Source organism: Prevotella sp. P4-98 (genome assembly GCF_002251405.1).
Classification (GTDB): domain Bacteria; phylum Bacteroidota; class Bacteroidia; order Bacteroidales; family Bacteroidaceae; genus Prevotella.
Genome location: NZ_NPJC01000060.1, coordinates 12,376 through 26,279 on the forward strand (window position 1 = coordinate 12,376; position 13,904 = coordinate 26,279).

Consider the following 13,904-nt stretch of genomic DNA (forward strand, 5'->3'; position numbering starts at 1 on the left):
CATATTCACCCTCAAAAACGAAACACCATGACAGAATATAGCAAGTTGAATATCATCTATAAACTACAGAAATGGATGGACAGCGTAGCCGGTCAAACCTTTCTGAACTATGCCTACAGTTGGGGTGCAGCCATAGTCATTTTAGGCACACTCTTTAAGTTGACCCACCTTCCCTATGCCAATATCTTTCTCTATTTAGGTATGGGAACCGAGGTCTTCGTATTTTTCCTGTCGGCTTTCGACCGTCCGTTCGACAAGACAGCCGATGGCATGGAACTGAAAACTCATAGCGATATGGCGGTTAACGAACCATCTTCTGTCTCCGCAACCACTGTGCCTTCATTGTCTGTCACCGCTTCGTCTTCTCCGTCTGGCGTCGCTTCGTCTTCCCCGTCGGGTAGCGTTTCTTCGTCTGGATTTATCTCTGTTTCGGGTGATATCAACATTCCACAATGGCATGCGCCACAGATTCCAGAAGGTCTCGACGAGCAGATAGCCGGTTATACCGCCGAGTTGGAGAATCTCAACCGCACGTTGACCAGCATCAGCCGCGTCTATGAAATGCAGCTCAAGAGTGCCAGTACGCAGATCGGAACAATAGACAGTATCAACGAACAGACGCGCCACATGGCCACTCAGATAGCCGAACTCAACCGCATCTATGCCCGCATGATCGAGGCCATGTCCGTTCAAAACAAGATGCAATAGCCCATTCAAATCCCAATAATTCCGTATTATGGCAATCAAGAAACGTCCATTATCGCCCCGTCAGAAGATGATCAATCTGATGTATGTCATCCTCATGGCGATGCTGGCGCTTAATGTATCGACCGAAGTGCTTGAAGGTTTTTCGGTAGTAGAAGATAGTTTGCGCCGCACAGCGCAGACCGCTACCGATGAAAACCGCACCCTTTATGCCGATTTTGAAGCACAGATGAAGCGCAATCCGCAGAAGGTTCGCCAGTGGTTTGAGTGTGCACAGCAGGTACGCCAAATGAGTGATTCGCTCTATCTGTTGGCTGATGAGTTGAAACAAGCCATTGTCTGCGAGGCCGATGGCCCCGACGGCGATGTGCTAAACATCCGCAAGAAGGAAGACCTCGACGCAGCTTCAACGGTGATGCTCACTGTGGGTAGTGGTCGTGGCGAAGCCCTTCGCCAGACGATAGTGCGCTATCGCGAGTATATACTGACGCTTCTTCCCGACAGTGCCCAGCAGCGCATGGTGGCTCAAAGCCTATCCACCGAACCCTCTGCCGAGGCTCGTGCCGTAGGCAAAAACTGGCAGGAATATATGTTCGACCACATGCCTGTGTCTGCTGCCGTCACTATGCTGACCAAATTGCAAAACGATGTGCGCCATGCCGAAGGTGAGGTTTTACACCGTCTGATGGCCAATATCGATATGAAAGACCTGCGTGTGAATAGCGTCAGTGCATTGGTCATTCCCGAATCACAAACTGTAGTGCGAGGCGAACGCTTTTCTGCCCGCATCGTGATGGCAGCAGTAGATACCACTCAGAATCCTCAGATTTTCATCGGCGGTCGTCCCGTTCAGTTGCCCGGCGGCCGTTATGAGGCACTCACCACCCGTGCTGGCGACTTCACCCTATCGGGTTTTATCCAGATGCCCAACGGTCGTGGCGATATGGTGCGCCGTGAGTTTAGTCAAAAATACACGGTGGTAGAACCCTCCGCCACCGTTTCCGCCTCGTTGATGAATGTGCTTTATGCCGGTTACAACAATCCGTTGAGCATCTCCGTGCCGGGTGTTCCCGTCACCAAGATACAGGCATCGATGACAGGCGGCACCTTGCAGCCCGTCGGTCCGGGTCGCTATATTGCCCGGCCCACTACTCCTGGCAGTGAAGTGGCTATCACCGTCACCTCCACCAACAGTGGTCGTGCGCAACAGATGGGGCGCTTCGCCTTCCGTGTGCGTCGTTTGCCCGACCCCACACCTTATATTAATATAGCTGCCGAAGGTGGTGGCAGAAGTCGTTACCATGGTGGTGCGCTGTCGAAAGCCCAACTCGTAGGCACCGACGGTATAGGCGCAGCCATCGACGATGGTATTCTCGATGTGCCCTTCCGTGTACAGAGTTTCGAAACCGTCTTCTTCGACAATATGGGTAATGCCGTTCCTGTGGCAAGCCAAGGCGCACATTTCTCTGCTCGCCAGAAGGATGTGATACGCCGTTTGCAGCGCAACCGTCGCTTCTATGTATCGCGTGTGACCGCCGTAGGTCCCGATGGAATCGCCCGAAAATTGAATACTTCGATGGAAATCATCGTGAAATAATACATCAATAAACTACCTCCACGACTATGAAGAGAATCCTCCTGATAACCGCTCTCGCCACGGTGTTGACGATTACCGCCACCACTTCAGTGGCACAACCCAAGGCGCGTCGCCAGCAAACCACAGCCACTCCGCAGCAACAAGGCATCAGTCAACGCGCCCGTCTGATGTATCCCACATCGCTCGATATGCCTGAAGATGTGGTGTGGCGTCGTGACCTTTATCGCGAAATCCACCTCGACACCGATGCCAACTCCGGTCTGTATTACCCCGTGGAACCCATCGACCGCCAGTTGAACCTCTTTACCTATATCTTCAAATTGGCACTCAACGGTTATATTCCCATTTACGAATACCGATTAGATGGGCAGGAATCGTTCAGCGACTCCTCGCGTGTGGCTATCAAAACCGTGCTCGACGACCAACAGATCTATTATGAAAAGAAAAACAATCGCTTGCATGTGGATAATAGCGACATTCCTTCTGCCGATGTCAAACTCTACTATCTGAAGGAAAGTGCCTACTACGACCAGACCAATGCACAGTTTCGTCGCAAGGTCATCGCCCTCTGTCCTGTCATTGTGCTCGACGACGAGTTTGGCGGAATGCCATCCAAGCGTCCTTTGTTCTGGGTGCGTTATGCCGATTTGGAACCCTTCCTCAACCGCCAGACGGTAACAGCATCGTCGGTGAACGATGCTGCCACCATGACGCTCGAAGACTATTTCACCCTCCATTGCTATCAGGGACCCATCTATAAGACCGGTCAGCGACAGGGAAAACGCATGCCGCAGTTTGGCGACACAGCCGATGCCGACCAGCAACAGCAGGCAGCTTTGCGTCAGGCGAAACAGATAGACGAGGAATTGGCAGCCTTCGAACGCCGCGTGTTTGGTCATACGCCACAGCGCGACTCTATAGAAGCAGCCAACAAGAAGGCATTGGAACAGGGTGAAACAGTAAAAAGCAAGAAGTCAAAAACCGTAAGAAGTCGCCGCGTGCGCACGGTGAAAAGCAAGGCAGCACCCCGCAGTTCCTCCTCGTCGGCAGGTTCGCGCCAACCCCGTGTGACGGTACGTCGCCAGCGTCATTGACCCACATGATGCAGCAAAAATGATGAAAAACCGACAAAAATGTTGTCTTTCTCAGATATAATGCGTATCTTTGTTGCGCAATTCACAAATTAAAGTAGATATGAAAAAGTTGTTTACCTTGATTGCTCTCGCCTGCATGGCATGGGCAATGCCTGCACAGGCACAGGTTGATTTCGGTGTGAAAGCAGGTCTCAACCTTACCAATTTTTCGATTAACGACAATAAAGTTCTTGCCGCAGAAAACAAGACTGGCTTCTTTGCCGGTGTTACTGCCAAGGTAACCCTGCCGGTTGTAGGTCTCGGCGTTGATGGATCTGTGCTCTACGACCAGCGTGAAGCTAAGTTGAAAGCAACGGGTACAACCCTGAAACAGCAGTCAATCCAGATTCCTGTCAACCTGCGTTATGGCGTTGGACTTGGTGATATTGCCAATATCTTCGCTTATGCCGGACCTCAGTTTGGTTTCAACATCGGTGGAAAGAACGATTCATTCGATGAAAGACTTGATAACGTCAACAACTGGCGCTTTAAGGACAGCAACCTCAGTGGTAATGTCGGAGTAGGTGTTACCCTGTTGAAACACCTGCAAGCCTCAGTCAACTATAACTTTGCCATCGGTAAAACCGGTGATTTTGATTCTGTTGGTGATGCCATCGACAATATCGACAAGAAGACTGTCAAAGCCAAAGCCAATGCTTGGCAGGTATCGCTGGCATACTTCTTCTAAGCAAACTGCAACAACCAAAATAGTTCGGGCGGTCTTTCGAGATCGCCTTTTTTGTTTCTCACCACATCCATGAACCACCCTACGAGACTATCCCTTGTGGTCAGCCGACATCGTGGAAGAACTGTCCGAAACAACCACTCGCTTGCTCTGCCTCCAACATTTTTCTCTTTTCTATCTATCATTTCCGGTCGGGGAGTATATGCGTTTGCGTTTTTTTCATTATCTTTGACCCAAGGTCTTAGGTAGGCTGCACCTCGGGAATGAAAAGAAAAACTCGTTTTCCTTTTGCATTTCGCTCGGTTTGCACTACCTTTGCAGAGATGATGACCTATGCTGATATCATTCTGCCCGTGCCTTTGCACGCCACATTCACCTACTCCGTGCCCGAAGGCATGTGTGTAGGCGAGGGAATGCGTGTGCTCGTTTCGTTCGGTCGCAATAAGAAATATGTGGGCATAGTCGATCGTTTACATCACGACAAGCCCGAACACTACGAGGTGAAACCGTTGCTTCAGGTGATGGATCCTATCCCCATCGTCAATCCGTCGCAGTTGAAGCTGTGGCACTGGATAGCCGATTACTATCTGTCGCCCATCGGCGATGTGTATAAGGTAGCCATGCCTGCCGGCTTGAAAGCCGAGGAAGGCTATAAACCCAAGACCGAAACCTATATTAGACTTACGCCAGCCTACCGCAACGAGGCTTCTATCCATGTGGCCATCAATATGCTGACGCGTGCACAGAAGCAGTTGGAGGCCTTCAATACCTATCTATTTCTCTCCCATTGGGATGAGGTAGCCCAGTCAACGCCTATTGCCGAGGTGACGCGCGAAGAACTTATGAACAGCAGTCATGCCACTTCAGCCATCATCAGCCAGTTGGAAAAACGAGGCATGCTTGAGACCTACGAGGTGGAAGTGGGGCGCTTAAACCATGGCGGTGACTATCATCCCGAACTCATCCCGCCGCTATCCGAAGCGCAGACCACTGCCTACAACAGTCTTTTGATGCAGATGATGGGCCATCCCGTCACGTTGCTACATGGTGTGACAGGTAGTGGCAAGACCGAAATCTATATTCACCTCATCCGCCGAGCCCTCGAACACAAGCAACAGGTGTTATACCTCTTGCCTGAAATAGCATTGACGGTGCAGATGATGCAACGCCTGCAACGCGTGTTTGGTGACCGCCTGGGCATCTACCACTCCAAATATTCGGATGCTGAACGCGTGGAAATCTGGCAGAAGCAACTCTCATCACATCCCTACGACATCATTCTCGGTGCCCGCTCGGCAGTGCTCTTACCTTTTCAGAAACTGGGTTTGGTCATTGTCGATGAGGAACATGAAAACTCTTACAAGCAGCAAGACCCTGCTCCCCGATACCATGCGCGATCGGCAGCCATCGTCTTGGCACACATGACCGGTGCCAAAACCGTGTTGGGCACCGCCACTCCATCCATGGAAACCTACTACAATACGCAGACCGGCAAGTATGGGCTTGTTTCGCTGACTCAACGTTTTCAGGGCATGCAACTGCCGCGTATCGAAGTGGTCGATGTAGCACGGCTGCAACATCGCAAGGAGATGAAAGGGCCGTTCTCGCCACTTTTGCTCACCAGCATGCGTGAAGCGCTGCAACAAGGAGAGCAGGTCATACTCTTTCAAAATCGCCGTGGCTTCGCGCCGATGGTGGAGTGTCATCAGTGCGGATGGGTGCCGAGGTGTCAGCATTGTGATGTTTCGCTCACGTTGCACCGCCAAACCAACCAGCTGACCTGTCACTATTGTGGCTATACGTATCAGATACCTGATAGATGTCCGTGTTGCGAGTCGAAAGATCTGCGTTCGCGTGGTTTCGGAACCGAGAAGATAGAAGAGCAGATACGCGACCTTTTCCCCGAAGCACGCATTGCACGCATGGATCTTGATACCACCCGAACGCGCAATGCCTACGAGCGTATCATCAGCGATTTCGGTGCCGGGCGCACCAACATCCTTATCGGTACGCAGATGGTGACCAAGGGACTCGACTTCGACAAGGTGAGCGTGGTGGGCATATTAAATGCCGATTCCATGCTCAACTATCCCGATTTCCGTGCTTACGAACAAGCCTTTATGATGATGTCGCAAGTGGCAGGACGTGCAGGCAGAAAAGGTCATCAGGGGCTGGTCATACTACAAACGAAGAATACCGAAGTGCCTGTCATCGGACAAGTGGTGGCACACAACTACACAGCGCTCTACCATGACCTTGTGGAAGAGCGCCAGCTCTTCCGCTATCCGCCGTTCACTCATCTGGTCTATGTATTTCTGAAGCATCGCTACGATGCCACGGTAGAGACTGCCGCTATAGAGATGGGGTCGCGGTTGCGTCAGTTGTTTGGCGCCAGAGTGCTTGGTCCCGATAAACCCGCAGTGGCAAAAGTGAAGTCGCAGAATATCCGCAAACTCGTTTTGAAACTCGAACTGGGTATTGATCTGCCTCGTGTGCGCCAATGTTTGTTGCAGGTGCAACAGCAAATGATGGGCGACAAGCGCTATTCATCGCTTGTCATCTACTACGATGTCGATCCGCAATAGGATGTAAAGATCGTTGTTGCACTTTCCAAACCATGATTTCAACCGTCAGAAACCTATGGCAATGCCGTCCTCAAATTTGGTTTATGCCACGCAAAAACCATTCATTTTGCAATGCTTTCGATGTTACAGTAATTCCCTGATAATAAGCTGTTTGAAGCCTGTGTAACTAACATAGCTCTGCAAATTCATTGAGTTTGCAGACCAAATTCATTGAGTTTGCTCAGCAATTTCATTGAATTTGCTGACCAATTTCAATTGAATTGCTGAGGAAAACAAATTGAATTGCTGAGGAAAACAAATTGAATTGCTGAGGAAAACAAATTGATTTGCTGAGGGAAGTATGTTGGGTAGGGATGTGATGTAACGAAAAAAACAAAGCCGTGGAGAAGATTCTCCGCGGCTTTGTTGCGTAAGTATGACAGTCGCGAACGACTTGCTTGTTATGAATGGTATTAGAAATCGATGTCGAGACCTAGCGCAAACACATTGTTGTTGCGGGTGAAATCGCTGCTGTAGCTGAGGCTCTTGTCAGCGGTGAGCTGCACTTTCTCCTCCACCTTCTTATGCTGATAGAAGGTGTGGAAGTAAGCCACGTTGAGATGCATCTTGTCGGTGAGGTGGACCACAGCACCGCCACCTACTGAGTTGGAACTAACTACGAATGAACGGTCCTCCATATACTCGTCGGAAATGCCGTAGTTGGTGTTCTGCCATCCAGCACTTACGGTGAGTTTCTTGCATACATCATATTCTGCACCGGCATTCCATTCGAGTGTTCCGCGCTTCAACAGTTTCTGACGGTCGTTGTATGAAGTGGCGTGTTTATCGTCAAACCAGTGGAAACCTACGTTGATGCGGAGTGCATCGATGGGTTTGTAGCCAGCACCGATAGTCAGATAGGCAGGAATATCACCGGCAATTTTCTTGCCATCCTCATATTCTCCGATGGCTGCATCCAGTTTCTGGTCGAACTGTGATTTAAGCTGACCCATGGCAGCGGTAACGTGTTCGTTGCCAAGGATAGCGTCAGCAGCAGCTTCGGGAACACCAGCCTGGATATAAGCAGTTCTCAGATTGTCTGCCAAGTTACCGATACTTGGGGCATAGTTGACAGCCTTGTTCTTCAAGCGCATACGAGTCTTGAACTCATACTTTGCAGCGAAGTTCCACTTGCCGGTTTTGTAATCCACAGCAAGGATAGGGGTGAAGCCCAGTCCGCTCTGGTCACAGCTCAGTTCGATATTGGCTGCGTTGGGCTTTGAAGGGTCGAGCACCTGGTAGAGTGGCATTGCGCCAACCTTGATGTCGCGCACATAGCCATAATAGTTACAGGTGGCATATACGCCGCGCACACCGGCAAAGGCGCTGAAGTTGTCGCTTACACGGTATGCAGCACCTACAGAGAGACCGAAGTAATACTGGCGACCGTGCATATAGCTGTCGTAGCTGTATTTGCCATCGGTTCCGAAAGCAGCGTCAGAACTGAAAAAACGGCTTGGAATGGGCAGACCCATGGCTTGTCCTACAGCAGCACCCACCTGGTCGATACCGCCTGCCAACTGGCAAGCACCCATGGCTGTCTCGGCTACAATCTTCTCAAACGAACCCAGTCCGTTGTCGAAAGTACATTTACCGCCGCCACCAGTCAGTGCAAAGTTGGCTTGCAACGACCAACGGTTCTTGTTGTAAGCATACTGAAATGATGGGATGACTGGAGCTAAAGCCTTACCTTTGAAAGTGCGTGGGGTAATGGCATTGTTCACATTATTAGTGAAAAGCATATAATCGTTCTCAATGTGACGGGTCTGATAAGCCAACTGCCAGTTGATGGCGAGGTGGTGTCCGTCGGCCATGAATGCCACGCCGGCAGGATTGTAATATACTCCGTCGATACCGATGGATGCCTCACGGCTCATCATTCGGTTATAGGCAGCGTGCTGGTTGGTATTGGTCAGCAGACCTCCAGCATACGCACAAATAGTTGTCATCATGAAAACAACATAGGTAATAAAACTCTTTTTCATTCCTTTGAATTAAACAAAATTATCTTAAAATTGGCTGCAAAGGTAGTTGTATTGTTCTGATTTTCCGTAAATGTCACAAGGATATTAAGGTTTGTTAACTAAAATTTGTACTAAACATGCACAAAAAGGCGCGTTTGTGCAGTATTTTCTTGCACAAACACGCCCTTTGGTGTGCAATATTTCGGGTGCGTTTATTCCTTTTTCGCCTCTTTCTTTTCCGTAGGATAGTTGATACGGGTATGATATACCGTCTTTAGCTTTTCGATGAGTATGGTTTTAGCATACTGTATATCTCTGAAGGTGATAGGACATTCGCGGAAGTATCCTTCGCTCATTTGCGAGTCGATAATGCGGTTCACCAAGTCGCGAATGTTTTGTTCGGTATAGTCGGAGAGCGACCGTGAAGCCGCCTCTACCGAGTCAGCCATCATCAATATGGCTTGTTCGCGAGTGAAGGGATTGGGACCGGGATAGGTGAAGAGCAGGTCGTCAACATCCTCGTTGGGGTGTTCGTTCTTGTATCTGATGTAGAAGAACTTGGCTTTTCCCTGTCCGTGGTGGGTCGATATGAAGTCGCGAATGGGTTTAGGCAGGTTGTAGCGGTCTGCCATTTTCTGTCCTTCGGTTACGTGGCTGATGATAATCTGTGCGCTCTTGATGTCGTCGATCATGTCGTGGGGATCCACACCCGTCTGGTTTTCGGTAAAATAGATAGGGTTCGACAACTTACCTATGTCATGATATAGCGCGCCCGTGCGCACGAGTGTGGCGTTGGCGCCTATCTTGTTGGCAATCTCTCCAGCAAGGTTTGCCACTTGGATAGAGTGGTTGAAGGTGCCGGGAGCTATCTCACTCATGCGGCGCAAGAGGTCGTTGTTGCTATTGGAGAGTTCGATCAGGGTGATGTCGCTGGTGAATCCGAAGAGTTTCTCTACCAGATAGAGTAGCGGATAAGCGAAGAGCAGGGTCACACCGTTTACCATCAGATAGTTGTACGAACTATAGTCTATCTGTGTCAGCGAACTGTTGCGCATCCAGTCGAATGCCAGATTGGTAATCATGGCGGCAGCGGTGGCAATGATGGCTGTCTTGAAAAGCTGGGAACGCTGTGTCATTTCGCGAAGCGAACAGATGGCAGTAAGACCGGCAACCGACTCTACCACGATAAATTCGAAGGGGTGGGCGAGCATGATGGCACAGATGAGTACCATGGTTATGTGTGCCATAAATGCCGTTCGCGAGTCGAGGAACACACGGATAAAGATGGGCACCATGGCATACGGCAACAGATAGACGTGGATGAACGTGTTGCGTACAAAGATTGCTGTGAGCAGACAGAACACCACCGTCAATACGTAGAGCATGGCTATGCTACGCGGTTTCTCCAGATAGTCGCGCCGGAAAAGAAAGATATAGACCGTAAAGGTGATCATGAAGATAGCCACATACATGATCTGTCCGAGCAGTACCAACTGGTTTTGCGTGCTGTCTTGCTGCAACCGCTCGTTTTCTTTCATATACGATTCAATGATGCGGTAGGTCTTGTCGGTCACGATTTCGCCTCGGCCAATCACCTTCTGTCCCTTCTGCACCACACCGCTTGCCAGTGCAATGCTGGAGAGAATGTCGCTCTTGCTTGCTTCGCTGCGCTCGCGGTCAAAGTAAAGATTGTTGGTGATATAGTCGTTGAGGTCGCATTTCTGTAGGATGGGGCGCTGCAGGGCAAGGGGTTCTTCGCGGAAAAGCTGCTCATAGGCGGTCTTGGTGGAATAGACGCTTGCCACAGGAATACTTCCTGCCACCTTGCCGCTTACCACGCGAATCATGGCGGCAGTATCTGCGCGCAGTTCTGAATAATCGGCTGAAGGCATGATGCCCTGCTGGTATAGCTCGTGAAGGCACTTCACTATCATGTTGACATACTCAGGACCAAGGCCTGGAATACCGTCGGCAAAATCGGTGCGGAACTTGCGTATCATGCGACTCTCCGTCTCCTTGTCGTATTTGTAGTAGGGCTCATAGTCCTTCATCAAGCTGTCTTTCTCGGCATTGATGGCGGCTTCCGACTTATAAACGGGGAAATCGAAGGGGGCGGTGAAGTCGGCATATTTCCATGGTTTGCCCTGTTCGGCAAAGAAATAGTTGCGGCTGTCGCGGGGAATGGCCCACACGATCAACAGCACGGAAACGGTGATGAGTGCTGCGCAAATCATTAAGCTGCGCCAATAGTTATTTTCTTTCACGGGCAGAATAATTTTCGTTATTGATAATGAAGCTGTCTTCCGACTTTTTGGCAAAGTTACGATAAAAAACGGAAAGTATGTGGTTTTCAAGCAAAAAAACATGAATATATGAAAAAAAATGTGTACTTTTGCAAAGTATTAATCCGTTTCTAAGATTATTTGTAAGATGACAGAAAGAAAAGTAAGGGTGCGTTTTGCTCCGAGTCCTACTGGCGCGCTTCATATCGGAGGTGTGCGAACTGCATTGTATAATTATCTTTTTGCCCGTCAGCATGGCGGACAATTGGTGTTTCGTATAGAGGATACCGATTCCAACCGCTTCGTGCCTGGTGCCGAAGAGTATATCATAGAATCGTTTAAGTGGCTGGGTATCCAGTTTGACGAGGGTGTTTCCTTCGGTGGCGATAAGGGACCTTACCGTCAGAGCGAGCGTCGCGATATCTACAAGAAATATGTGAAGCAACTGCTCGATGGAGGCAGTGCCTATATTGCCTTCGATACTCCACAGGAGTTGGAAGCCAAGCGCGCAGAGATACAAAACTTCCAGTACGATTGCCACACCCGTCAGCAGATGCGCAACTCGCTGACCATGCCTGCCGAAGAAGTGCAGGCACTGATTGCTGAAGGCAAGCAGTATGTTGTGCGTTTCAAGGTGGAACCCGGTCAGGAGATATTGGTCAACGATATGATTCGTGGCGAAGTACACGTCAAGAGCGATATCGTAGATGATAAAGTGCTCTATAAGAGTGCCGACGAACTGCCCACTTATCACCTCGCCAACATAGTGGATGACCATCTGATGGAAATCTCTCACGTGATTCGTGGTGAGGAATGGTTGCCCAGTGCACCGCTCCACGTCATGCTCTATCGCGCCTTTGGATGGGAAGATACTATGCCACGTTTTGCCCATCTGCCGTTGTTGCTCAAACCAGACGGTAAGGGTAAGCTCTCTAAGCGCGATGGCGACCGCCTCGGTTTCCCTGTGTTCCCCCTCGAATGGCATGATCCTAAGACTGGCGAAGTATCATCGGGATACCGCGAGAGTGGCTATTTTCCAGAGGCTGTTATCAATTTCTTGGCACTGTTGGGATGGAATCCCGGTACCGAACAGGAGATGTTCACACTCGACGAACTCGTCAAGCTGTTTGATATCACTAAGTGTTCGAAGGCTGGCGCACGCTTTGCTTACGAGAAAGGAATATGGTTCAACCACGAATATATCCTTAAGAAGAGCAACGAGGAAATTGCCTCACTCTTCGAACCCATCTGTCGTGAACATGGGGTCAGCGATTCATCGGAGCGCATTCTGCAGGTGGTGACGATGATGAAAGACCGCGTCTCGTTTGTTAAGGAACTGTGGCCCCTCTGCTCGTTCTTCTTCGAAGCACCCACAGCCTACGATGAGAAAACAGCTAAGAAACGTTGGAAAGCCGATTCGGCACAGCAGCTTACCGAACTGATTGATGTGCTGGAGGGTATCGACGACTTCTCATTGGAGAATCAGGAAAAGATTGTACACGAGTGGATAGAGCAAAAAGAATATAAACTCGGCAATATCATGAATGCCTGGCGACTCACTCTCGTCGGCGAAGGCAAGGGTCCTGGTATGTTCGACATATCGGCATTCCTCGGCAAGGAAGAGACCATTGCCCGTATGAAAAAGGCAATTGAAGTGTTGGGCTAATCACTTGGCGCGCTATTTATGTATAATATCGTCATTTATATCTATCTCATTGGTGTGGTCATTGCCTCGCTTTTCAGTAAAAAGGTGAGGAATATGTGGCGTGGAGAACGTCGGGCCATTGGCATCATCAAGGAGAAAATGGATCCTAACGCGCAGTATGTATGGTTTCATGCTGCGTCGCTGGGTGAGTTTGAACAGGGGCGTCCGCTCATGGAACAGCTGAAGCGTGAACATCCGGAATATAAGATTCTGCTGACGTTCTTCTCGCCTTCGGGCTATGAGGTGCGCAAAAACTATGAAGGCGCAGATATCATTACCTATCTGCCCCTTGACACGATCATGAATGCACGCCGTTTCCTGCGTACCATACGTCCGGTCATGGCATTCTTCATCAAGTATGAGTTTTGGTACAACTACCTGCACATCCTCAAATACAGAAAGGTGCCGGTATATAGTGTGTCGAGCATCTTCAGACCGGAACAGGTGTTCTTCAAGTGGTATGGACGTAGCTACGGACGCGTACTGCACTGCTTTACCCACTTCTTCGTGCAGAACGAGATCAGCCGACAACTGTTGGCAAAGATTGGCATCAACGAGGTGACCGTGGTTGGCGATACCCGCTTTGACCGCGTGCTGCAAATCAAAGAGGCTGCCAAGCAGTTGCCTGTGGTGGAAGCATTTACTGACGGACACCGCACATTTGTGGCTGGTTCGAGCTGGCAACCCGATGAAGATATCTTCATCCCATGGTTTAATGCACATAAAGACTGGAAACTCATCATCGCTCCACACGTCATCGGGGAGGATCATCTGCAACAGATTCTATCGAAAATAGAAGGTAAGGCGGTGCGCTACACACAGGCTTCGGCTGAAGAGGTGCGCGATGCACAGGTGCTTATCATCGACTGTTTCGGTTTGCTCAGCAGCATCTATCACTACGGTGAAGTGGCGTATGTGGGTGGAGGATTCGGTGTGGGCATCCATAACCTGCCTGAGGCTGCGGTATGGGGAGTGCCCGTGATCTTCGGACCCAACAACCAGCGATTCCAGGAAGCACAGCAGCTCAAGGCGTGCGGCGGTGGACTGGAAATCAACGGTGCTGCCGATTTCCAGCGTATCATGGATCGCTTTGATGCCAACCCACAGCAGGTGGAGGCTGACGGAAAGAAGGCTGGTGACTATGTGAAAGGTAAGGCTGGCGCCACAGACAAGGTGCTGCACAGTGTAGGACTCTAATCATTGACTATC

General features: G+C 50.0%; 9 protein-coding genes. 7 read left to right on the forward strand and 2 right to left on the reverse strand.

The features are described from left to right. Positions 1-27 precede the first annotated feature (27 nt). The 5 genes from gldL (at position 28) to priA (ending at position 6,705) form a co-directional block, all read left to right on the forward strand. Complete coding sequence (gene gldL / locus CIK96_RS09485) at positions 28-708, forward strand: gliding motility protein GldL (protein ID WP_094440465.1); 681 nt, start codon at positions 28-30, stop codon at positions 706-708. A 28-nt stretch (positions 709-736) separates the two neighbouring features. Beyond that, positions 737-2,302, forward strand: a complete 1,566-nt coding sequence (gene gldM / locus CIK96_RS09490) for a gliding motility protein GldM (protein WP_094440466.1) — start codon at positions 737-739, stop codon at positions 2,300-2,302. A gap of 26 nt (positions 2,303-2,328) precedes the next feature. After that, positions 2,329-3,396 carry a gliding motility protein GldN gene (gldN, locus tag CIK96_RS09495; RefSeq protein ID WP_094391113.1) on the forward strand — a complete coding sequence of 356 codons (1,068 nt, stop codon included), beginning with the start codon at positions 2,329-2,331 and terminating at the stop codon, positions 3,394-3,396. A gap of 100 nt (positions 3,397-3,496) precedes the next feature. Further along, a complete protein-coding gene (locus tag CIK96_RS09500; RefSeq protein ID WP_094440467.1) occupies positions 3,497-4,123 on the forward strand; it encodes a porin family protein in 627 nt (208 codons plus the stop codon). A gap of 323 nt (positions 4,124-4,446) precedes the next feature. Beyond that, the gene (gene priA, locus CIK96_RS09510; protein WP_094440532.1) at positions 4,447-6,705 is read left to right on the forward strand and encodes a primosomal protein N'; all 2,259 of its coding nucleotides are present in this window, start codon (positions 4,447-4,449) and stop codon (positions 6,703-6,705) included. 452 nt (positions 6,706-7,157) lie between these two features. On the opposite strand, the gene CIK96_RS09515 is transcribed toward priA, so the two are convergent. Both CIK96_RS09515 and CIK96_RS09520 read right to left on the reverse strand, forming a co-directional pair. Further along, entirely contained in the window at positions 7,158-8,729 is a 1,572-nt protein-coding gene (locus CIK96_RS09515; protein WP_094440469.1) for an OmpP1/FadL family transporter, read from the reverse strand. Between the two features lie 191 nt (positions 8,730-8,920). Further along, complete coding sequence (locus tag CIK96_RS09520) at positions 8,921-10,972, reverse strand: HD family phosphohydrolase (protein ID WP_371592611.1); 2,052 nt, start codon at positions 10,970-10,972, stop codon at positions 8,921-8,923. 166 nt (positions 10,973-11,138) lie between these two features. Between CIK96_RS09520 and gltX the strand changes: the two genes are divergently transcribed. Together gltX and CIK96_RS09530 are read left to right on the forward strand one after the other, a co-directional pair. After that, positions 11,139-12,656 carry a glutamate--tRNA ligase gene (gltX, locus tag CIK96_RS09525; protein WP_094440470.1) on the forward strand — a complete coding sequence of 506 codons (1,518 nt, stop codon included), beginning with the start codon at positions 11,139-11,141 and terminating at the stop codon, positions 12,654-12,656. A gap of 18 nt (positions 12,657-12,674) precedes the next feature. After that, the gene (locus tag CIK96_RS09530; RefSeq protein WP_094434368.1) at positions 12,675-13,892 is read left to right on the forward strand and encodes a 3-deoxy-D-manno-octulosonic acid transferase; all 1,218 of its coding nucleotides are present in this window, start codon (positions 12,675-12,677) and stop codon (positions 13,890-13,892) included. The last annotated feature ends 12 nt before the right edge of the window (positions 13,893-13,904 follow it).